Source organism: Shimia sp. R11_0, from assembly GCF_017744035.1.
Lineage (GTDB): Bacteria > Pseudomonadota > Alphaproteobacteria > Rhodobacterales > Rhodobacteraceae > Shimia > Shimia marina.
Genome location: NZ_JAGHQY010000004.1, coordinates 285,530 through 305,309, shown reverse-complemented (window position 1 = coordinate 305,309; position 19,780 = coordinate 285,530). Strand labels below are relative to the sequence as shown.

Sequence of the window (19,780 nt, the reverse complement as noted above, 5' to 3'; positions counted from 1 at the left end):
GATCTCTATTTAACTGTTTGCGCCTACGTGATAGGTCACAGGCGTTCTGAGAGGGAGACTTGCCTTGGGCAATGCAAGAAATGTAGCTTTTTGGGTCGTGCTGTTTTTGCTGATCCTGGCTCTGTTCAATCTGTTCAGCGGGGATGGATCGTCTCTGCAAAGCCGTGACGCCAGCTATTCCGACTTTGTTGCGTCGGTGGAAGCTGGCCAAGTTCAGAATGTGGTCATTGACGGTGAGAAACTGCGTTATGAAACGCAGGATGGCACGGCCAATACAACCATTCTGCCAGCGGATGCTGAAGTGACGAAACTGCTGACGGATCGCGGTATCAATGTGCGGGCGGAGAGCCAAGAGACCAACGGTTTTCAAGCCTTCCTGATCAGCCTGTTGCCTTTCCTGCTTTTGATTGGCGTCTGGGTCTATTTCATGAATCGCATGCAGGGCGGTGGCAAGGGCGGCGCAATGGGCTTTGGCAAATCCAAGGCCAAGATGTTGACCGAAAAGCATGGCCGCGTGACCTTCGACGACGTTGCAGGCATTGATGAGGCCAAGGAAGAACTCGAAGAGATCGTGGAATTCCTGCGCAACCCTCAGAAGTTTTCCCGCCTCGGCGGCAAAATCCCGAAAGGCGCGCTGCTTGTCGGCCCTCCCGGCACGGGTAAAACCCTTCTGGCGCGGGCGATTGCCGGTGAGGCTGGCGTGCCGTTCTTCACCATCTCCGGGTCTGACTTCGTTGAGATGTTTGTTGGTGTGGGTGCAAGCCGCGTGCGTGACATGTTTGAGCAGGCGAAGAAAAACGCGCCTTGTATTGTGTTTATCGACGAGATTGATGCGGTCGGTCGTCACCGGGGTGCCGGTTATGGCGGTGGCAACGACGAACGTGAGCAGACCCTCAACCAGTTGCTGGTGGAGATGGACGGTTTTGAGGCCAATGAAGGTGTGATCATCCTCGCGGCTACCAACCGTCGCGACGTGCTTGATCCTGCGCTGCTGCGTCCGGGCCGGTTTGACCGCAACGTGACCGTGGGCAACCCGGACATCAAAGGTCGTGAGAAGATCTTGGGCGTGCATGCGCGCAAGACCCCGCTGGGCCCTGACGTAGACCTGCGCATTATTGCGCGTGGGACACCGGGCTTCTCTGGTGCGGATCTGGCCAACCTCGTGAACGAAGCCGCGCTGATGGCGGCGCGTGTGGGCCGTCGTTTTGTCACCATGGAGGATTTTGAATCCGCCAAAGATAAGGTGATGATGGGCGCGGAGCGCCGCTCGATGGTGCTGACGCAGGATCAGAAAGAGAAAACCGCCTATCACGAAGCGGGCCACGCTTTGGTTGGCTTGAAGCTTCCTGAATGTGACCCGGTCTATAAGGCAACCATCATTCCGCGCGGCGGCGCATTGGGGATGGTCGTTTCTCTGCCAGAGATGGACCGTCTGAACTGGCACAAGTCAGAATGTGAGCAGAAGCTCGCGATGACGATGGCAGGTAAGGCCGCGGAGATCATCAAATACGGTGATGACCACGTGTCCAACGGCCCGGCCGGCGACATTCAGCAGGCCAGCCAACTGGCGCGTGCGATGGTGATGCGCTGGGGCATGTCAGACAAAGTTGGCAATATCGACTATGCGGAAGCCCATGAAGGTTATCAGGGCAACACCGGTGGTTTCTCTGTATCGGCCCATACCAAAGAGCTGATTGAAGAAGAGGTGAAACGCCTCATTCAGGACGGCTATGATCAGGCGCACAAACTTCTGACTGACTATAATGAAGAATGGGAGCGTTTGGCGCAGGGGCTGCTTGAGTATGAGACTCTGACCGGTGATGAAATCAAACGCGTGATGGACGGAGATCCACCACACGCAGGCGATGACAGCGATGGTGGTGCGGATGAGGGCAATGCCCCAAGTGTAACGGCCATCCCAAAAACCAAGCCGCGCAGCAAACCCAGCGGCGACGGTGGTATGGAGCCAGAGCCGACAGCCTGACGCTAAATGAGATGTATAAAAGCCCCGGAGCGTGTGAGCGCTTCGGGGCTTTTCTTTTTGGGTTGTTCTGAAATTACGCCGCTATGGGACTCAAATTTATTGCCTGAGTTGTTTTGAGCTTTTAGAGTTTTAGAGAATTTAATTAAGGATCTTAAAAAATGCCCGCGTTAAAACCCACATCCTACGCCGCCGAGGTGGTCTGGCTTGGACGGGTGGCAAACTCTGATCACAACTTGAGTGCGGATGCAGTCGAGGGACTGGATCTGACATTTGGCGGTGATGTGCTGGAGTTTCATTCTGGTGTGACCCGTCAATCCTGTGTCCGGGTGAAGGCGCTGTATGAAAGAGGCACGGAAATCATGAACGTGCGGCAGCTTTCAGTCGTGTCTCAAGAGGAACTTGATCAGATCGCGGAAATCATGGGCGTTGATCAAGTTGATCCCGCAATGCTCGGCGCCTCTATTGTGGTGAAGGGGCTTCCGGATCTGACACATGTGCCGCCGAGCTCCAGGCTGCAGGGACCGAGTGGTGCGACGATAACGATAGATATGGAAAATCGGCCCTGTGAATTCCCCGGGCGCGTGATTGAAGAGACCTATCCGGGGCTTGGGCACAGGTTCAAATCCGCAGCCAAGGGGCGGCGTGGTGTGACGGCTTGGGTGGAATGTGCGGGGCGTTTGTCGGTAGGCGACTGCATGCGCCTGTTCATTCCAGATCAGCCGCGTTGGGCCCATATGGAATCGGTGCGCTCGCAGTAGAAGCACTGTCAGTGGTTTTGACGCGGATTGTGACGTTGCGTTTCCAAAACGAAACTACGGTCGCATATGCCGACGCAAGAAGCGTCGGAAATGTCGGAAATGCATCTCGCCGGTTCTTCTGTCAGCGCTACAACAGGATGACAGAGCGTCAACTATTACCTGACAGGGACCGCCATGACCTTCAAAACCGACATCGAAATCGCCCGTGAGGCCAACAAAAAACCGATTCAGGAAATTGGTGCAAAGTTGGGTATCAGCACGGATGACCTGCTGCCTTATGGCCACGACAAAGCCAAAGTGAGCCAGGAGTTCATCAACTCCGTTCAAGACAAAGAAGACGGCAAACTGATTCTTGTGACTGCCATCAACCCAACCCCTGCGGGTGAGGGGAAGACCACGACCACTGTTGGTCTGGGTGACGGCCTGAACAAGATCGGCAAAAACGCCATGATCTGTATCCGCGAAGCATCGCTGGGTCCAAACTTCGGCATGAAGGGCGGCGCAGCGGGCGGCGGCATGGCACAGGTTGTGCCTATGGAAGAAATGAACCTGCATTTCACAGGTGACTTCCACGCGATCACCTCGGCACACTCCCTGCTGTCGGCGATGATCGACAACCACATCTACTGGGGCAATGAGTGCGAAATCGACATCCGCCGCGTCGCATGGCGTCGTGTGGTCGACATGAACGACCGCGCCCTGCGTCAGATCACGGCTTCTCTGGGCGGCGTGTCCAACGGCTTCCCACGTGAAACCGGCTTTGACATCACCGTGGCCTCCGAAGTGATGGCGATCCTGTGTCTGGCCAACGATCTGGAAGATCTGGAAAAGCGTTTGGGTGACATCATTGTGGCTTACCGCCGCGACAAGACCCCGGTTTACTGCCGCGACATCAAAGCAGAGGGCGCAATGACCGTTCTGCTGAAAGACGCGATGCAGCCGAACCTCGTGCAGACTCTGGAAAACAACCCGGCTTTCGTGCACGGCGGCCCATTTGCCAACATCGCGCACGGCTGTAACTCCGTAATCGCAACCAAAACCGCGCTGAAAGTGGCGGATTACGTTGTGACCGAAGCAGGCTTTGGTGCGGACCTTGGCGCCGAAAAGTTCATGAACATCAAATGCCGCAAAGCTGGCATCGCACCCTCCGCAGTGGTGCTGGTGGCAACTGTGCGTGCCATGAAGATGAACGGTGGCGTTGCGAAAGCGGATCTGGGCGCAGAAAACGTGGATGCAGTGGTAAACGGCTGTGCAAACCTTGGCCGTCACATTGAAAACGTGAAGTCCTTCGGTGTGCCGGTTGTTGTGGGCATCAACCACTTCGTGACTGACACCGACGCAGAAGTTCAGGCTGTGAAAGACTACTGTGCAGAGCACGGTGTTGAAGCGGTTCTGTCCCGCCACTGGGAGCTGGGCTCTGAAGGTTCCGCGCCTCTGGCAGAGAAAGTTGTGGAAATCGTTGAAGGTGGCTCCGCCAACTTTGCACCGATCTATCCAGACGATATGCCTCTGTTTGAGAAGATCGAAACCGTTGCCAAGCGCATCTATCGTGCTGACGAGGTTCTGGCAGACAACAAGATCCGCAATCAGCTGAAAGAATGGGAAGCTGCGGGCTATGGCAACCTGCCGGTCTGCATGGCGAAGACACAGTATTCTTTCTCCACCGACCCATCGCTGCGCGGCGCGCCAACCGGCCACTCCGTGCCTGTGCGTGAGGTGCGCCTGTCCGCCGGTGCTGGCTTTATCGTGGTTGTCTGCGGTGAAATCATGACCATGCCAGGTCTGCCACGCACCCCTGCGGCAGAGAGCATTCGCCTGAATGACGAAGGTCTGATCGAAGGTTTGTTCTGACGCATTGCGATCCGGGCTTTGGCGGGGTAGGGCATGTTCATAACTTGCGAGAGGATGACATGCTGAGCCCCGCTGATTGCCCTGATATGCAGACCCTGAGAGATCAAATTGATTTGCTGGACCGCGAGTTGGTCCAGCTGCTTGCCAAGCGGGCGACCTACATCGACCGGGCAATAGACATCAAACAAGAGGTTGGACTTCCTGCCTCTATCCCGGAGCGGGTTGAGGATGTGGTGACCAAGGTCCGAAAAAATGCGGACGAGGTGGCGCTCGATGCAGATTTGATCGAGACACTGTGGCGTCAGCTCATCGATTGGTCCATTGCCCGGGAAGCACAAACAATCGACTTTGAATAGTGTAGTGGACACAAATATGCGGGCAGCCCTAATTGATGGCAAAGCAATTGCTGCGGAGATGCGAGCGGAGGTTCGTGCCGAAGCGGAGCTTCTGACCAAAGAAGGATGGGCGCCCAAGCTGGTGTCTATTTCTGTTGGCGACACAGCCGCCGCAGAGCTCTATGTGCGCAACCAGCAAAAACAGGCTGAAAACGCCGGTGTGGAGTTTGAGGCGCGCAGCTATCCCAATGAAACCTCGCTGGAACAGTTGATCGGCATCCTGCAGGGGTTGAACGGCGATCCGCGTGTGAACGGGATCATCATTCAGCGGCCTCTGCCGGATCATATTCCGGTGAAAGTGCTGCAAAAGGCCGTACATCCTCTCAAGGATGTGGAAGGCATGCACCCGGCCACCATCGGCAATATTGTCTATAACGATTTGGCGCTTGGCCCCTGTACGGCCGTGGCCGCGGTGGAGATCCTCAAGACCCTGCCTTTGCAGATGGAAGGTTTGAACGTCACCGTGATTGGTCACAGCGAAATCGTGGGCAAGCCGATTGCCTTCTTGATGATGGGGCTGGGCGCGACGGTGACCGTTTGTCACCACATGACCCGCTCGGTCGCCATGCACAGCCGGGCCGCAGATGCGGTTTTTGTCGCGGTGGGCAAACCGGGGCTGGTGACTGGTGACATGATCAAGCCGGGGGCTGCTGTGATCGACATTGGGATCAACCGTGTGGAGACGCCAGAGGGTGCGCGTACGGTTGGGGATGCGGATTTTGACAGCTGTGCCGAGGTGGCGGGGTGGATCACCCCTGTGCCGGGCGGTGTGGGCCCTGTGACGGTGGCCACATTGATGAAGAATGCCGTGATGGCAACACGGATGCAGATGGAACACTACCGGGATGCCTATGCCCGGACCGAGGTTTGAGGGAGACAATCGGATGACAGCGCAAATTATCGACGGGAAAGCCTTTGCTGCAACCGTGCGTGAAAAAGTGGCGGGCCATGTGGCGCGTCTGAAAGAAGATCATGGCATCACCCCCGGTTTGGCGGTGGTGCTGGTTGGGGAAGACCCCGCCTCTCAGGTCTATGTGCGTTCCAAAGGTAAGCAGACCGTCGAAGCGGGCATGAATTCCTTTGAACACAAGCTGGATGCAGAGACCTCTGAGGCGGATCTTCTGGCGGTTGTGGATCAGTTGAACAATGATCCCTCCGTGCATGGCATTCTTGTACAGCTGCCGCTGCCCGGCCATCTGAACGAAGATCTGATCATCAACTCCATCGCGCCAGAAAAGGATGTGGATGGGTTCCACATTTCCAACGTGGGTCTGCTGGGCACTGGCCAGAAGAGCATGGTGCCCTGCACGCCGCTTGGCTGCCTTATGATGCTGCGTGATCACCACGGTTCGATCTCTGGCATGAATGCGGTTGTGATTGGCCGGTCCAATATTGTGGGCAAGCCGATGGCGCAGTTGCTGCTGAACGATAGCGCCACTGTCACCATTGCCCATTCCCGCACCAAGGATCTGCCCGGTGTGGTGAAGCAGGCAGATATCGTTGTGGCGGCTGTTGGACGCCCTGAGATGGTGCCCGGCGACTGGATCAAAGAAGGCGCAACCGTGATTGATGTGGGCATCAACCGCATTGATGCGCCTGAAAAAGGCGAAGGTAAAACCCGCCTTGTGGGGGATGTGCATTTTGAAAGCGCCGCGAAAGTGGCGGGTGCGATCACGCCGGTGCCGGGCGGTGTGGGCCCAATGACCATTGCCTGTCTGTTGGCCAACACTGTGACGGCGTGCTGCCGTGCAAACGGTCTGGAAGAGCCAGAGGGCCTGACTGCGTAACTGCTGGTGAATAGACTATAAAAGGCGGCCCATGTGGCCGCCTTTTTTGTGGCGCTGATGTCAGCTGTTCGTGTCAGCGCGGCATTGGCACCACACGGGGGATCTGTCCGGTGACAATGGCCATGGCTTCTGGCCGCATAAGATCTCGCAGGACGCTGTGATCGCTGCGCAGTCCGCCGGTGTAGGTCCCAAAAGCGGGCAGAATGATGCGGTCACCGTCAAACAGGAACGCGGGGCGGGAAATTTTGCGCAGACGCGTCTGAACACGTACTTTGGGGTGATAGTGCCCAGAAACCTCGCCGCTTGCGCCAGCCTGTGCGATATGGCGGAATGTCAGCGGTGGCAGCGGCAATTCTGCAAGATGTGCGCCCCCCATGTCGATGGGGCCGGGATCGTGGTTGCCCTCAATCCAGACCCACCGTCGTCCGGCCTGCAGGCGGGCAATCCAAAGGCGGTCCGTCTCTGACAGTGTGCGTGCGGCTTCGACGTCGTCAAAACTGTCGCCAAGACAAAGCACCGTGCCCGCGCCCGTTGCAGTGAGGTCATTTTCCAGCCGGATCAGCGTGTCGCGTGTTTCATAGGGGGGCATCGCCGGGCCGCCCCGCCGGAGCACACGTTCGGTCTTGCCAAGATGTAGATCTGAGACGACAATCAGGCTTTGATCCCGCCACCAAAGTGCGCCGGATCCCAAGGCCGTAAGCGTGCAGCCTGCCAGTGTAATGTCAACGCCGTTCATGATACGTTCCTAAGACAACGATACGGTCCCGATCAAGAAAAGTTTTCTGAGCCTAAACGTTTACGCGGGCCAGACCACTGTCTTGCATCAGCGCGGCTTCCTCTTCGGCCAATAGCCGTTCTTCAGCGCTGCCACTCTGCACAGGCACTTTGCCAACCTCCAATAGCAGGGGGGCTGCCAGCGGGGTCACATGTGGGGCGCGAACGTGGTCGATGCGATCCCCAACCGCCAGCATCATGGCTTCAATACGTGCAAAATCGACGAGGCCGCGCAACGCTTCGGTGCGGGTGATTTTAAGCAGCAGATGCTCGGGATCGTATTTGAGCAAAGTGTCGTAGAGAATATCTGAACTGAACGTGGCCTGCCGCCCGGATTTTCTGGCACCGGGGGTGTTGCGCTCGATCAGCCCGGCAATGGTGGCCGAAGCGCGAAATGTACGTTTCATCAGAGCGTTGCCTGCAAGCCAGCCTTCAAGCCCGTCCCGCAGCATTGTGAGATCGAAGAGGTCTTTGGGGGCAACAACTTCGTCTAGCCCCCAGATCAATGTGGCATAGTCGGAGGCGACAAACCCCATGGGGGCGAGGCCCAGATCTTCCATGCGCTTGGTCAGCAAAAGCCCGAGCGTTTGTTGTGCATTGCGACCTGCAAACCCGTAGACGCAGATGTTTTCCCGGCCATCGCGTGGGAAAGTTTCCACCAGCAGACGGCCGGGTTCTGGCATGCGTGAGATGTCGTGCTGCAGGCGGAGCCAGTCGGCGGTATGGCTGGGCAGCGAAGGCCATGTCCTTGCTTGAAGGAACCGCAGCGTGCGCTGAGACAATTGTGTTGAGGTGGCGAATTTTGTGCCTGAGAAAACCGCAACGCGCGGTTTGCGGGCCGCATTGCGCGACACTTGCACGGTCATGTCCCGCAGGCCCTCGTAGCGCACGATTTGGCCACCAATGAGAAAGGTATCCCCTTTGGAAAGCGTGGCGGCGAAGGCCTCCTCAACCTCACCCAGCGGTTTGCCGCTGCGATTGCGCTTGAGTTGCACTTTGAGTGTGTCGCTGTCTTGAATGGTGCCTGCGTTCATGCGGATGCGTGCGGCGGTACGGGGATCGCGCAATTGCCACAGACCATCTGTGCGTTGCTGTAATTTTTGCCAGCGATCATAGGCCTTTAGAGCATATCCTCCGGTGGCGCAGAAATCGAGGCAGGTGTCAAATTCCGCACGGCTGAGGCGCGAATAGGCGCCGACGCCTGTGACTTCGTCAAACAGCGCGGTTGCCTCAAAGGGGCCTGCGGCGGCGGTGAGCAGAATATGCTGACAGAGCACATCGAGGGGCCCTTGGGGCAACGGATCGCCATCCAGCTCTCCGGCGTGCACGGCTTCCAGCGCATTGACACATTCCACCACTTCCCAACGGTTGGCGGGTACGAGCAGGGCTTTGGAGGGCGCATTGTAGCGATGATTGGCACGGCCAATGCGCTGCACCAGCCGTTTGACATTCTTGGGTGCGCCCACCTGTATCACCAGATCGACATCGCCCCAGTCAATGCCCAGATCCAGACTGCCCGTACAGACAATGGCGCGCAGATCACCCCGTACCATGGCGGCTTCGACCTTCTCGCGTTGCGTCCGATCGAGACTGCCATGGTGGATGCCGATGGGCAGGCCCTCATCGTTTGCAAGCCACAGATTGTGAAAGAAAATTTCTGCCTGTGCGCGGGTGTTGTGGAAAATCAATGTGGTTTTATGGGCTTTCACCTGTGCAAGCACCGCAGGGATGGCATAGGCCGCCCCGCCGCCAGACCAGGGCGGCGGGGCGTCTGTAGTCAGCATGGAAATGTCGGGCGCCGGGCCGGGGTCTGCGTAGAGAATGTTGCAAGGGTCTGGATTGCGGGCGAGCAGGCGGGCGATGTCTTCGGGATGATCAACTGTTGCCGAGAGCCCGACGCGTCGCAGATCTGGGCAGAGGCTTTGCAGACGCGAGAGCGCCAGAAAGAGTTGATCGCCGCGTTTGTTCTCGGCCAGTGCGTGAATTTCATCCACCACCACACGCTTGAGCCCCTGAAAAATGCGTGGCGCGTCTTCGTAAGACGTGAGGAGGGCAAGGCTTTCTGGGGTGGTCAGCAGGATATGCGGCGGGTCCACACGCTGGCGTTTTTTGACCGTCTGAGAGGTATCTCCAGTGCGGTCTTCGATGCGGATGTTAAGGCCGATCTCCTCGATCGGAGTGCGTAAATTTCTTTTTATATCAGAGGCTAAGGCCTTGAGGGGGGACACGTAAAGTGTGTGCAGGCCTGTGTGGGGTGCTTCCGCGAGATCCACCAATGTGGGCAGAAAGCCAGCCAGTGTTTTCCCGCCGCCGGTGGGGGCGATCAAAAGCGTGCAGGGATCCTCCGCACGGTCCAGCATGTCGAGCTGGGGGGGGTGGGGGTGCCAATTGCGTTTTTTGAACCACGCGGAGATCTCTGCGGGCAAAACTGCGGGGGCACGCAACGGGGCTTACTCCGGCTGTGGTCCACAAAAGAGCGCATAGAGCAGAGAGATCACCTGAGAGGTATTGTCATCTGCCAAAGAATAATAAATCGTTTTCCCTTCGCGCCGGGTGCTGACCAGACCCTCCTCGCGCAGACGGGCCAGCATCTGACTGACAGCGGCCTGACGAAGATCCAGAATCTCTTCAAGCTCAGACACGGATTTTTCTCCAGACCCGATATGACAGAGGATCATAAGCCGCCCGGAATGCGCCAGCGTCTTAAGGTAAGCTGCGGCGTTTTCTGCGTTTTTTGCCATTTCTGAAGGCGGAGTGGGAAGGCTTTGAAGGGTCACTGTCTGGCGTCCAAGGGCTGCGGTCTCTTTCCATATAGCACCCCGTTGCCGAGGTTTTAAGTCGTGTCATGTTTTTGGGGGAGCGCCACCGGCAAAGCTGTTGCCGTTGACATAGTCGCAGGGGGCGTCCTGCATTTGCAGATGTAACCCTTTGCCATCAAAAGGATGGGCGCGGGCGAGGGCTTCGTTGACCTCAATCCCAAGACCCGCTGTCGTCGGTGGGATGACAAAGCCTTCCTCCACTTTCAGCGTGCAAGAGATCAGCGCGGCGTGGAAATCTGTTTCGATGGTCTCGATCATCAAGAGGTTGGGGATTGATGTTGCGAGATGGATATTTGCGGCCCACTCGATTGGGCCTGCATAGAGGTGGGGCGCGACCTGGGCGTTGTAACACTCTGCTATTGCAGCAATTTTTTTGGTTTCCCAAATACCGCCAGCGCGGCCGAGCGCAGGTTGCAGGATTTCCGCTGCGCCGGATTTCAACACCGTGGCGAACTCGGATTTGGTGGTCAGGCGTTCGCCGGTGGCGATGGGAATGCGGACCTGTTTTGCGACGCGGGCCATGTCTTCGGGGGCGTCTGGCGGGGTGGGTTCTTCGAACCAGAGCGGGCTATAGGGTTCCAAGGCCTGCCCCAGTCGAATGGCGCCAGCTGTGGTGAATTGACCATGGGTGCCGAAGAGCAAATCTGCTTTGTTTCCAACGGCTTCTCGAATGGTGCGGCAGAAGTCGACGGAGAGGGTAATGTCGCGCATTGCAGGCATATGGCCACCGCGCATGGTGTAGGGGCCTGCGGGGTCAAACTTCACCGCGGTATAGCCTTTCTCCACCATGGCCAACGCGCTTTCTGCGGCCATCTCCGGGGAAGTCCAGAAGGCGGAAACATCATGGTGATCAAGGGGATAGAGGTAGGTATAGGCGCGCAGCCGCTCGTTCATCATCCCGCCCAGCAGCGCATAGGTCGGGCGGTCACGGTCTTTGCCCAAAATGTCCCAGCAGGCGATTTCTAGACCGGAGAAAGCGCCCATAACCGTTAAGTCGGGGCGTTGCGTAAACCCGGAAGAGTAGGTGCGGCGGAAAAGCCGTTCGATGTTTTCGGGATTTTCGCCGCAAAAATAACGCGCAAAGACATCGTGAATGACCGCTGTCATGGCCTCTGGGCCAACGGTGGCAGCATAGCATTCGCCCCAACCCACAAGGCCTGTATCTGTTTGAAGCTTCACCAAAATCCAATAGCGGCCACCCCAACCGGGAGCCGGGGGCGCGGTGATGATCACATCCAGATCGGTCAGTTTCATGAGGGCCCCTTTGTGCGGTGCTGGCCTGAGGTATTGAGCCTCATGCAGCGGGCCCTCGTCAAACAGAGATCGCGATGCGGGGGGAGTTTTTGAGGAGAATTTCCCTTACCGGACCGTGCGCTGTGGTAAGGGGCAGAAAGGGCGAACATTTCACGTCTGTATCGCGTCGGTATCCCGTCGGTGATGCGTCGGTGCTATTTTCGCCCCTTCAAGTGTTAACTCGCTGACACGCCGAGGTGGGCATCAACGATCCGTTGCACCATGGGGGCGAAGTGGGCGTAGTCTGGCGTTTGCATGTCCGGGCGCTTGCCCGCTTCATCAAGATAGCGGACCTGAATGATCTTTTTCAGATTTGGGTTCTTCTCAAATTCGGTCACCTCTTCGGCGCTCATTGGGCCGCCCTGAAGGTTCAGGGAATGGATGGAGGCGTCAGAGAGGCGTTTGAAGTATTCCGGCTTGGTGGCGCAGAGATAGCGCTTGGCCGCCACGTGATAGCGCACGCAGTCGATCACCACGGAGGGGAAAAACGCGGCCAACACCTTGGCCCCGGCTTCTTCGTGGTAGCGGTCTTCTGTGTCTTCCATGGAGAAAGTGCCAAATTCGGAGGTGAAATGGCCAATGTCATGCAGCAGGGCGGCGACAATGATGTCTTCTGGCTGACCATTCTGTTCGGCGATGGTGGCCCCTTGCAGCATATGTTCGGCCATGGTCACCGGTTCGCCGAGATATTCCTCATCGCCGCAGCGCGCGAAGATATCGCCGATGAAATCCACAATGGTGTCGCGGGTCAGCTCTGGCGTGTTCATGCGGCGGCCTCCTGCTGGCTTTCCAATGCGGCCAAGGTGGAGAGCAGGCCGTCTTTGTCGGCATAGCAGCCCTGAAGCCAGCGGTTGCCCGCCCCGGAATAGCCTTTGCGGGCGTGCAGCACGCGGGTGTTGTCAACGATGAAGGCTTCGCCCGGCTCCAGTTTGAAGGTCACCTCCATATCTGTGTCGTCAATGATCTCGGAGAGTTGGCGATAGGCGGCGTAATAGGCCTCCATCTCGTCAAAGGGCACATCGACGAGCGGCGCGATGGAGCGGGAGTTGAAGCGCACGGCCTGTAGCGTGCCATCCGGGGCCAGTTCGATCATCGGGCGGCGCGATTGCAGCTTCACCCCGGCGCTTCCGGCATATTCGAAACGGGCGGTGTATTTGCACAGCAGGTCAAAGCCCTTTGGGTTGATCTCTTTGAGCCGCAGGGCACAGGCAAAGCCATCCACCACCATGTTTTCGCCACCCTCTGCGGAGTTTTCCAGACAGGAGAGCACCTGAAGGCTGGGCACGGGATCGCGGTAGGGATTGTCTGTATGGGCCTGAAGGCCAAGGCCGGTATAGGCGAGGTTGGTGGGGTTGACCTCTGTGCGGACCTCAAAGTGACGCCCGTAGTTGGTTTCGCGCACATAGCCAAAAAGATCGACAATTTTGAAGAGATTGCCCGATTGCACCGGCAGGTTGGTCATTTTGGCAAAGCCATAGCGGCGGATGTGTTCCAGCCATGTGGCACGGGCGCTGTCGCTCTGGGCCACTTCTGGATAGGCGCCGGTTGGGACGGTTGCATTGAGGGCGCTGGTCCAGGCGCTGGTCTGCGCGGGCAGGCGGCCAGCGTCACGCGGCTGGGGCTTGTCGTAGGCATTGGCGACGAGCCAATCCAGATCATAGCGCGCGCTATGACCATCGGGACCGAAGGTCAGCACAAGTGTGCCATCGCTGAGGCTGGCCTGTGTGAGGGTGGTTTCTGCAGGCAGGTCGGCCATGGTGATCAGGCGCTGACCGTTGCCGGGATCACGGGTGGCCCCATCAATGGCATTGTCGCGCAGCCAGAGCGCATGAAAGCGCAGGCTTGTGCTGTCTGTCTGCAAGGTGAGCTGGCGCCCGTCGGCGGAGAGGGTGACCTGTGGCATGGGGGGATCCTTTGCTGGCTCAGGGGAGTCCTGTGGCGGTCTTATCTGCATCGACAGTTCCGCGATCTGGATGCATAAATCAAATTAGCCTTTTGATAGGTGAGGGAGCGGTTTGTTAATGGATAAGTCAGGCTTTGATCAGATGCCGCTGGAATGGGTGCGTGCCTTTGAGGCGGCGGCGCGTCTTGGCAGCTTTACGGCAGCGGCGCAGGAAAGCGGTTTGACCCAATCGGCGATCAGCCAACGGATTGGCCATCTGGAGGCGCGTCTGGGCACGCAGCTCTTTATCCGGCAGGCGCGGCAGATCACGCTGACCGCCGAGGGGGAGGCCTGGCTGCCACATGTGCAGGCGGCGCTGATGGGGTTGCGCGACAGCACGGAGGCGCTGTTTGGGGTGTCGCGCAACCGGCTGACGCTTTCGGCGAGTGCGTCGGTGAATGAGCTTTGGGTGGTGCCACGGATGGCGGCGCTTGCGCAGGTGAGTGGGGCGCAGATCAGCCTCAGCACCATGGTGGTGTCCAGTGGCGAGGCGCTGGATGAGGCGGCGCTGCGGATTCGCTATGGCAGCGGGGATTGGCCGGTGCATTATGCCCGGCCGCTTTATGAGGAGCGCATGAGCCCCGTGGCGGCACCTTCGCTTGTGGGGCAGGAGCCGGTGGGCAAGGGGCTTGCGAAGCAGGTGCGCTGGCAGGATCTGCCACGGCTGTCAGTGTCCGGGCCGCGCCCGGGCTGGCGGCGCTGGTGTGAGCAAACTGGCACAGCCACAACCCCGGTGCCGCAGCTGCGGTTTGACACGTTTGCCACCGGCTTGGCGGCGGCGCGGGCCGGGCATGGGGTGCTCCTGGCGTCTTTGCCGCTGGTGGCATCAGACCTTGCAGCCGGGCGTTTGGTGCGGCTGAGCGATGAGGTGCTGCACCATCATGAGACCTATTGGCTTCTCGCGGCGCGGGAGCGGCTTTCGCGGCGGCAATGGCAAGAGGTGTCCGGCTGTCTGGCGCAGATTTGACTAGGCGGAATGCGAAGTGGGGTCAGAGGCCCTTTTCTTCGGCGAAGGTTTCGAGCTCTTGCTCAATCACCGCAATGGCCTCCTGCGTGCTGAAGAAATAGAGATCGGGCGCGTCGATATCGTCCATGAAGACTTCGATGTCCATGGAGATGTCTTCGCCGTCAAAGGCGCAGGTGAGACGCCAGCGTTTGGTATCGTCCACTGCAATTGTGGCGAGGGTGTCGCCGACTTCTGAGGCCATATTGGCGGGGAAGGTGAACTGGGGATGATTGGAGAGGCGGGTCAGAAAAGGGGCCACCTCCGCGGCGTCGAAATTCATCGAGGCTTCAGAGGTCACCGGTGGGGGCGGTGGCGCGGATTTGGGTTTGAAGAGGTCCGTAAAAAAGCGCAGCACCGGTGAGTCTCCCGTCTTGTGGGTCAGCGGTTGAATATAATCACGTTGCGCTTGGCGCTGCCAGTCTTGGTGTCGGCAATGGCCTCATTGATCTGGTCCAGTGACCAGCGCCCGGAGATCAGTTCATCGAGTTTCAAACGGCCCTGCTGATAGAGATCGACCATCCAGGGGATATCGCGCTTGATCACCACATCGCCCATTTTGGAGCCCTGCATGCCCTGACCGATGGCGGCAAGGATCACTGGCTCATAGCTGGATTTCTCGCCGGAATGGGGCATGCCCACCATGATCACCTTGCCACCCGGCGCGAGGTAGCGGGGGGCGGTGTCATAAGCGGGGATGGCTCCCACGGTGACGATGACCGCATCCGCTCCCCGGCCCATGGCACGGTGGGCCTGCACAAAAGGTTTCTTGTCGGTGGCCAGAATGCCGTCGGTTGCGCCAAACTCCTTGGCGATTTCGAGTTTCTCTTCGCTCATGTCCACGGCGACGATGCGGCGGGCGCCAGCGATGCGCGCGCCTTGGATGGCATTGAGGCCGACGCCGCCCGCGCCGATCACCACCACATCCTGACCAGCGCGGATCTGAGCGGCGTTGACCACGGCCCCAATGCCGGTGATCACGCCACAGGCGATCAGGCTTGCGGCTTCCATTGGGATGTCCTCGGAAATCTTGACCACCTGAGACTGATCCACCACCACTTTTTCGGCAAAGGCCCCACAGGCCATGGCCTGATCCAGGGGGCCGCCGTCCAAGGTGCTCAGCGGACCTTTGGTGCCATCATAGGGCGTGCCGCAGATGGTGGGTTTGCCCTCAGAGCAGCTTGGGCAGGTGCCGCAGGCGCGGATCAGGGTCACAACCACGGGATCCCCTTTCACCAGACCGGTGACGCCCGCACCCACGGCGGTGATATGTCCGGCGGCCTCATGGCCGTAGACAGCGGGCAGGCTGCCACCCCATGCGCCTTCGGCAAAGGAGATATCGGAGTGACAGACCGCTACGGCGGAGAGGCAGACCTCAATTTCTCCCATCTGCGGGGCACGCAATTGGACCTCTTCTACGGTGAGCGGCTGGCCAAATTCGTGGCATACGGCGGCTTTGATGGTGGTCATGGGATCCCTCCTCCTCAGGGTCTTCTGTCTGACCCAGAGTAAAGGGGAGTCGGCGCGCTGTGCCAGACAAAGCGGTGGAAATGCAAATTATGTGCCGCGACGTGATTTCAGGAACACCAAGAGGGACAGCACCATCAGAACTGCCGCCAGCAGGAAGGGCGCGCCGGGCAGATAGAAGATGGCATGATCGGCGGAAAAATAGGCAAAGCACTGTGTCATGACCAAGGGCGAGAGAATATGCGCCAGAGAGGTCAGAGAGGATGACAGGCCCTGAAGCTCGCCCTGTGCGTCATCGGCGACGCGGCGGCTCATGATGGCTTTGAGCGCAGGCATCCCCACGGAGGCCAGCGCGGCGACCGGAATGCCAATGAACAGCAGCAGGCTTGAGGAAATCACACCCAGATAGATCAGCGCGACCACCTCCAGTGTGAGCCCTAAAATCACCGTATAGCGGTTGCCCAGCCATGTGACGGTTGGGGCAATCAGAGCCGCCTGCACAATGGCGTAGCTGAGACCATAGGCGGAGAGGGATAGGCCAATCATACTTTCGTCAAAGGCAAAGCGCTCGGTGACAAAATAGGCCCAGATGGCGGGGTAAACGGCGCTGGCGACCTGATAGAGAAAGAACACCACCAGAAGTTTGGTCATGGCGGGCAGATGGTTGACGGCGGCCAAGGCACCAAGCGGGTTGGCGCGCCGCCATTGAAACAGGCGGCGGTTGGTTGCGGTCACGGTTTCCTTCAGCACAAACCAGCCCAGCAGAGCATTGCCCCCCGCCAGCGCCGCCGCCGCCCAGAAAGGAGCGCGGGTGCCAAATTGCGCGAGTATCCCGCCCATGGCAGGGCCGAGCACAAAGCCGATGCCGATGCCTGCGCCCACAAGGCCAAAGGCGCGGGCTTTTTCCTCAGGTTTGGAGATATCTGCCATATAGGCCATGGCGGTGGCATAGGTGGCAGCGGTGATACCCGCAACGATCCGACCAAAGACCAGAATCCAGATGTTTTGTGCCAAAGCGAGCAGCACGTAGTCGGCGGACATGACCACAAGCGACACAAGCAAAACGGGGCGTCGGCCAAACCGGTCAGAGAGGTTGCCCAGAAGCGGGCCGCAGAGAAACTGCATGAAGGCAAAGACCGTGGACAGAATGCCGCCCCAGATCGCCGCTGCGCCGAGATCGCCGCCGGTGACTTCCTGAATGAGATCGGGCATCACGGGCAAAATCAGGCCGATGCCCATGGCATCCAATACGACCGTGGCCATGATCACAAGGACCGGCAAGCGGTGTGTCATGATGATGCCCCTCCCTCTTGGAGGGGCATGTGGTCAGGAAACCCTCATGGGGTCAAGGGCTTACCGATGTTGCCACCCTCAGGTTGCGGGAATTCATGACCTTCTGCTTCGGGCTTCTTGGTCGAAACTATGCGTTTGAAGCGGCTTGATGCAGCAGGGACAGGGTGCCAAGGGCGATATGGGGCAGGCACAGAAGCCGCGCCGCACCGGGGTCTTCCGCTTGTGTGAGCAGAGTGTGATGCGCGGTGACCGTGGCGCAGAGCATCGCGGCTTGGGGTGTTTTTGCAGCGGGGCACAGGGCTTCTGCGGTCTGCGCCAGCCAGGCGGATATGGCGTGAACGGAGGCAGTGATCGCCTGTGGCGCACCCAGTTTCAGCGTCTCGGCCAAGGCGGTGCCGATCTCTGGCGTGTCGTCAAAGGCCACGTGGATCGCGGTGCGGCGCAGGGCGGGCAAGGCGGCAAGGGCAACGCGGGTGGCCTCATTTTGTGGCAGGGCAGACAGGGCTGTTTCTGCCTGTGTCAGCAACTGGCGCAGGCGCAGCATCAGCGCGGTATCGGCGATGTCTTGTGGGCGCGTGTGATGCAGGATGTAGCCGCTGTGTTCGGGGGCTTCCATGGCTTTGGCAAAAGCGGTGACCAAAGCGGGCACATAGCTGTTGTCCTGTGCCACGCCTGTGGCCAGCCCTGCGGGGTCGATCTGCACCTCCATGGCGCTGCGATGGATGAAAAAGGCGCTGTCTTCGGGGATCACGCCGGTTTCCCCCTGAATTTTGGCAACCGTGCCCAAGACCAGAAGGGCCGCGCGGATTTCGGCGCTGTGGGTGAACAGGCGACCTGCCTCCCCCACGGGGAAGGCTTTGGCGTACATTGGGCTGTCAAATACGGAGGCGGTCATCAGGAGGCTTTCACAATACGGTCAATCAGGGCGGCGAGCCCCTTGGGATCAGCAAAGAAGGGGGAGTGGCTTGTGGGCATGTCATAGACATCTGACGCAGGCCAGCTCTCGGTCATGGTGACCTGAAACTCGGGGGGGATGGTTTGATCATCGGTGCAGCGGATGTAGCTTTTGGGGCAGAGGCGCTGGCCTTCACCAAGGGTGATCTTGTCGCTTTGGGCGCGGATGGACTGTGGGGAGAGATGTGCGTTGGCGAAGTCCTCGGTGCCTGTGGGGCAGTCGTGATAGAAGGCGGCACGGGTCTTGGCGGGATCCACGGTGTAGCTTAGCCCGTCGTCAGATTTCACCACCGCATGCAGCAGGGGCTGACGTGGGGCTGCACGGCGCATGTCGATCAGCGCATGGCCGTCCCACGGGGCGTAGGCGCAGAGGTAGATCAGGCGGGCGATGTGGCCCTGACCCCGCGCATGGGACAGGTCCGCGGCGCGGGTGATGGGGAAGCCGCCCCAGCTGTGCCCCAGCACCACGGTGTTCTCGCCAAGGGCATTTACGATGGCCTCTGCGCAGCTGTCGAGCGTGACCTCAGAGAGGGGGGTGGTGTCCTGCCCATGCGACGGCAGGTCAATGGCGCGGGGGCTGTGCCCAAGCGCGGTGAGCGCGGGGATCAGATCACGCCAGCACCATGCGCCGTGGCAGGAGCCGTGCACCAAGAGGATGTCAGCGCCAGTATCAGACATGGCCGGTTTCTTTCATGAAGTCGGTGAGGAGTTGGGCGTATTCGACGGGCTTTTCCACGCAGGGCAGGTGGCCAGTGCGGCGCATGAGTTCCATGCGCGCGCCAGGGATCAGATCGACGGTTTCGCGCACCAGATCGGGGGGCGTGGTTTTGTCCTCCGGTCCGGCGATGCCGAGCGTTGGCAGGCGCAGCCCGGAGGTGGGGGTGTAGAAATCCGTACCCTTTATGGCCGCACAGCAACCCAAATAGCCCTCTTCGGGGGTGGCGGCCAACATCGCTTGCCAATGGGCCATCTCGGGGCGCGCCTGAAAATCACGGCCAAACCAGCGGGTCATGACCTCTGGCGCAATTGCAGCAAGCCCACGGGTCTGAACCGCCTCGATGCGTTCATCCCACATCTTTGGTGAGCCGACTTTGGCGGCGGTGTTGGAAAGCACCATGGCGCGCACCAGATCGAGCCGTTTGACCGCCAAGCCTTGAGCAATCATGCCGCCAATAGAGAGGCCAACCACCAGCGCGTCTTTGACGTTTAGATGATCAAGCAGCGTCTCGGTGTCTTTGATCAGCTGGCCCATGGCATAGGGCGCGGGCGGGACGTCGCTTTGACCATGGCCGCGCTTGTCGGCGCGGATGATCCGCAGGCCGGACGGCAGATGCTGCAAGACCGGATCCCAGAGCCGAATGTCGGAACCAAGGGAATTCAGGAAGACAATGGGCGCTCCGGTTGGGTCACCCTCATCTTTGTAGTGGATTTGGATGCCGTTGAGTGTGGCAAAGGGCATT

Annotated in this window: 19 protein-coding genes; 7 read left to right on the top strand and 12 right to left on the bottom strand. The window is 59.2% G+C overall.

All coding sequences use genetic code 11. The annotated features are described in order from the left end of the window. Positions 1-64 precede the first annotated feature (64 nt). The 6 genes from ftsH (at position 65) to folD (ending at position 6,775) form a co-directional block, all read left to right on the top strand. Positions 65-1,984: an ATP-dependent zinc metalloprotease FtsH gene (gene ftsH / locus J7382_RS10765; protein WP_058239291.1), complete on the top strand. Its 1,920-nt coding sequence runs from the start codon at positions 65-67 to the stop codon at positions 1,982-1,984. Positions 1,985-2,142: 158 nt separating this feature from the next. After that, positions 2,143-2,742 carry an MOSC domain-containing protein gene (locus J7382_RS10760; RefSeq protein ID WP_209069029.1) on the top strand — a complete coding sequence of 200 codons (600 nt, stop codon included), beginning with the start codon at positions 2,143-2,145 and terminating at the stop codon, positions 2,740-2,742. 174 nt (positions 2,743-2,916) lie between these two features. Continuing rightward, positions 2,917-4,593, top strand: a complete 1,677-nt coding sequence (locus J7382_RS10755) for a formate--tetrahydrofolate ligase (RefSeq protein WP_209069028.1) — start codon at positions 2,917-2,919, stop codon at positions 4,591-4,593. Positions 4,594-4,652: 59 nt separating this feature from the next. Next, a complete protein-coding gene (locus J7382_RS10750; protein WP_209069027.1) occupies positions 4,653-4,949 on the top strand; it encodes a chorismate mutase in 297 nt (98 codons plus the stop codon). Between the two features lie 16 nt (positions 4,950-4,965). Then, positions 4,966-5,859, top strand: a complete 894-nt coding sequence (locus J7382_RS10745) for a bifunctional 5,10-methylenetetrahydrofolate dehydrogenase/5,10-methenyltetrahydrofolate cyclohydrolase (protein ID WP_209069026.1) — start codon at positions 4,966-4,968, stop codon at positions 5,857-5,859. 13 nt (positions 5,860-5,872) lie between these two features. Beyond that, positions 5,873-6,775, top strand: a complete 903-nt coding sequence (gene folD, locus J7382_RS10740) for a bifunctional methylenetetrahydrofolate dehydrogenase/methenyltetrahydrofolate cyclohydrolase FolD (protein ID WP_209069025.1) — start codon at positions 5,873-5,875, stop codon at positions 6,773-6,775. Between the two features lie 73 nt (positions 6,776-6,848). Here folD and pdeM read toward each other — a convergent pair whose 3' ends face one another. The 6 genes from pdeM to J7382_RS10710 all read right to left on the bottom strand — a co-directional run bounded on the left by pdeM (position 6,849) and on the right by J7382_RS10710 (position 13,564). Further along, positions 6,849-7,511: a ligase-associated DNA damage response endonuclease PdeM gene (gene pdeM, locus J7382_RS10735; protein WP_209069024.1), complete on the bottom strand. Its 663-nt coding sequence runs from the start codon at positions 7,509-7,511 to the stop codon at positions 6,849-6,851. Between the two features lie 52 nt (positions 7,512-7,563). Further along, positions 7,564-9,993, bottom strand: a complete 2,430-nt coding sequence (locus J7382_RS10730) for a ligase-associated DNA damage response DEXH box helicase (RefSeq protein ID WP_209069023.1) — start codon at positions 9,991-9,993, stop codon at positions 7,564-7,566. A gap of 6 nt (positions 9,994-9,999) precedes the next feature. Then, the gene (locus J7382_RS10725; protein WP_058241258.1) at positions 10,000-10,290 is read right to left on the bottom strand and encodes a metalloregulator ArsR/SmtB family transcription factor; all 291 of its coding nucleotides are present in this window, start codon (positions 10,288-10,290) and stop codon (positions 10,000-10,002) included. A gap of 102 nt (positions 10,291-10,392) precedes the next feature. Next, positions 10,393-11,622: a mandelate racemase/muconate lactonizing enzyme family protein gene (locus J7382_RS10720; RefSeq protein ID WP_209069022.1), complete on the bottom strand. Its 1,230-nt coding sequence runs from the start codon at positions 11,620-11,622 to the stop codon at positions 10,393-10,395. A gap of 215 nt (positions 11,623-11,837) precedes the next feature. After that, positions 11,838-12,428, bottom strand: coding sequence for an HD domain-containing protein (locus J7382_RS10715; protein ID WP_209069021.1), 591 nt, complete (start codon positions 12,426-12,428; stop codon positions 11,838-11,840). After that, positions 12,425-13,564, bottom strand: a complete 1,140-nt coding sequence (locus tag J7382_RS10710) for a TauD/TfdA family dioxygenase (protein WP_209069020.1) — start codon at positions 13,562-13,564, stop codon at positions 12,425-12,427. Before J7382_RS10710 ends, J7382_RS10715 begins: the two co-directional genes overlap by 4 nt. A gap of 118 nt (positions 13,565-13,682) precedes the next feature. On the opposite strand from J7382_RS10710, the gene J7382_RS10705 reads away from it, so the two are divergent. Beyond that, a complete protein-coding gene (locus tag J7382_RS10705) occupies positions 13,683-14,570 on the top strand; it encodes a LysR family transcriptional regulator (RefSeq protein ID WP_209069019.1) in 888 nt (295 codons plus the stop codon). Positions 14,571-14,592: 22 nt separating this feature from the next. Here the strand turns inward: J7382_RS10705 and J7382_RS10700 are convergent, their stop codons facing one another. The 6 genes from J7382_RS10700 to pcaD all read right to left on the bottom strand — a co-directional run bounded on the left by J7382_RS10700 (position 14,593) and on the right by pcaD (position 19,779). Continuing rightward, positions 14,593-14,964, bottom strand: a complete 372-nt coding sequence (locus J7382_RS10700) for a hypothetical protein (protein ID WP_209069018.1) — start codon at positions 14,962-14,964, stop codon at positions 14,593-14,595. Between the two features lie 23 nt (positions 14,965-14,987). After that, complete coding sequence (locus tag J7382_RS10695) at positions 14,988-16,076, bottom strand: Zn-dependent alcohol dehydrogenase (RefSeq protein ID WP_209069017.1); 1,089 nt, start codon at positions 16,074-16,076, stop codon at positions 14,988-14,990. Between the two features lie 87 nt (positions 16,077-16,163). Beyond that, positions 16,164-17,366, bottom strand: coding sequence for a TCR/Tet family MFS transporter (locus J7382_RS10690; RefSeq protein WP_209069016.1), 1,203 nt, complete (start codon positions 17,364-17,366; stop codon positions 16,164-16,166). A gap of 127 nt (positions 17,367-17,493) precedes the next feature. After that, a complete protein-coding gene (locus J7382_RS10685) occupies positions 17,494-18,261 on the bottom strand; it encodes a hypothetical protein (RefSeq protein ID WP_209069015.1) in 768 nt (255 codons plus the stop codon). After that, positions 18,261-18,998, bottom strand: coding sequence for an alpha/beta fold hydrolase (locus J7382_RS10680; protein WP_209069014.1), 738 nt, complete (start codon positions 18,996-18,998; stop codon positions 18,261-18,263). Before J7382_RS10680 ends, J7382_RS10685 begins: the two co-directional genes overlap by 1 nt. Next, positions 18,991-19,779 (bottom strand): 3-oxoadipate enol-lactonase, encoded by a 789-nt coding sequence (pcaD, locus tag J7382_RS10675; RefSeq protein ID WP_209069013.1) that lies wholly within the window; start codon positions 19,777-19,779, stop codon positions 18,991-18,993. Before pcaD ends, J7382_RS10680 begins: the two co-directional genes overlap by 8 nt. Between the last annotated feature and the right edge of the window lies 1 nt (position 19,780).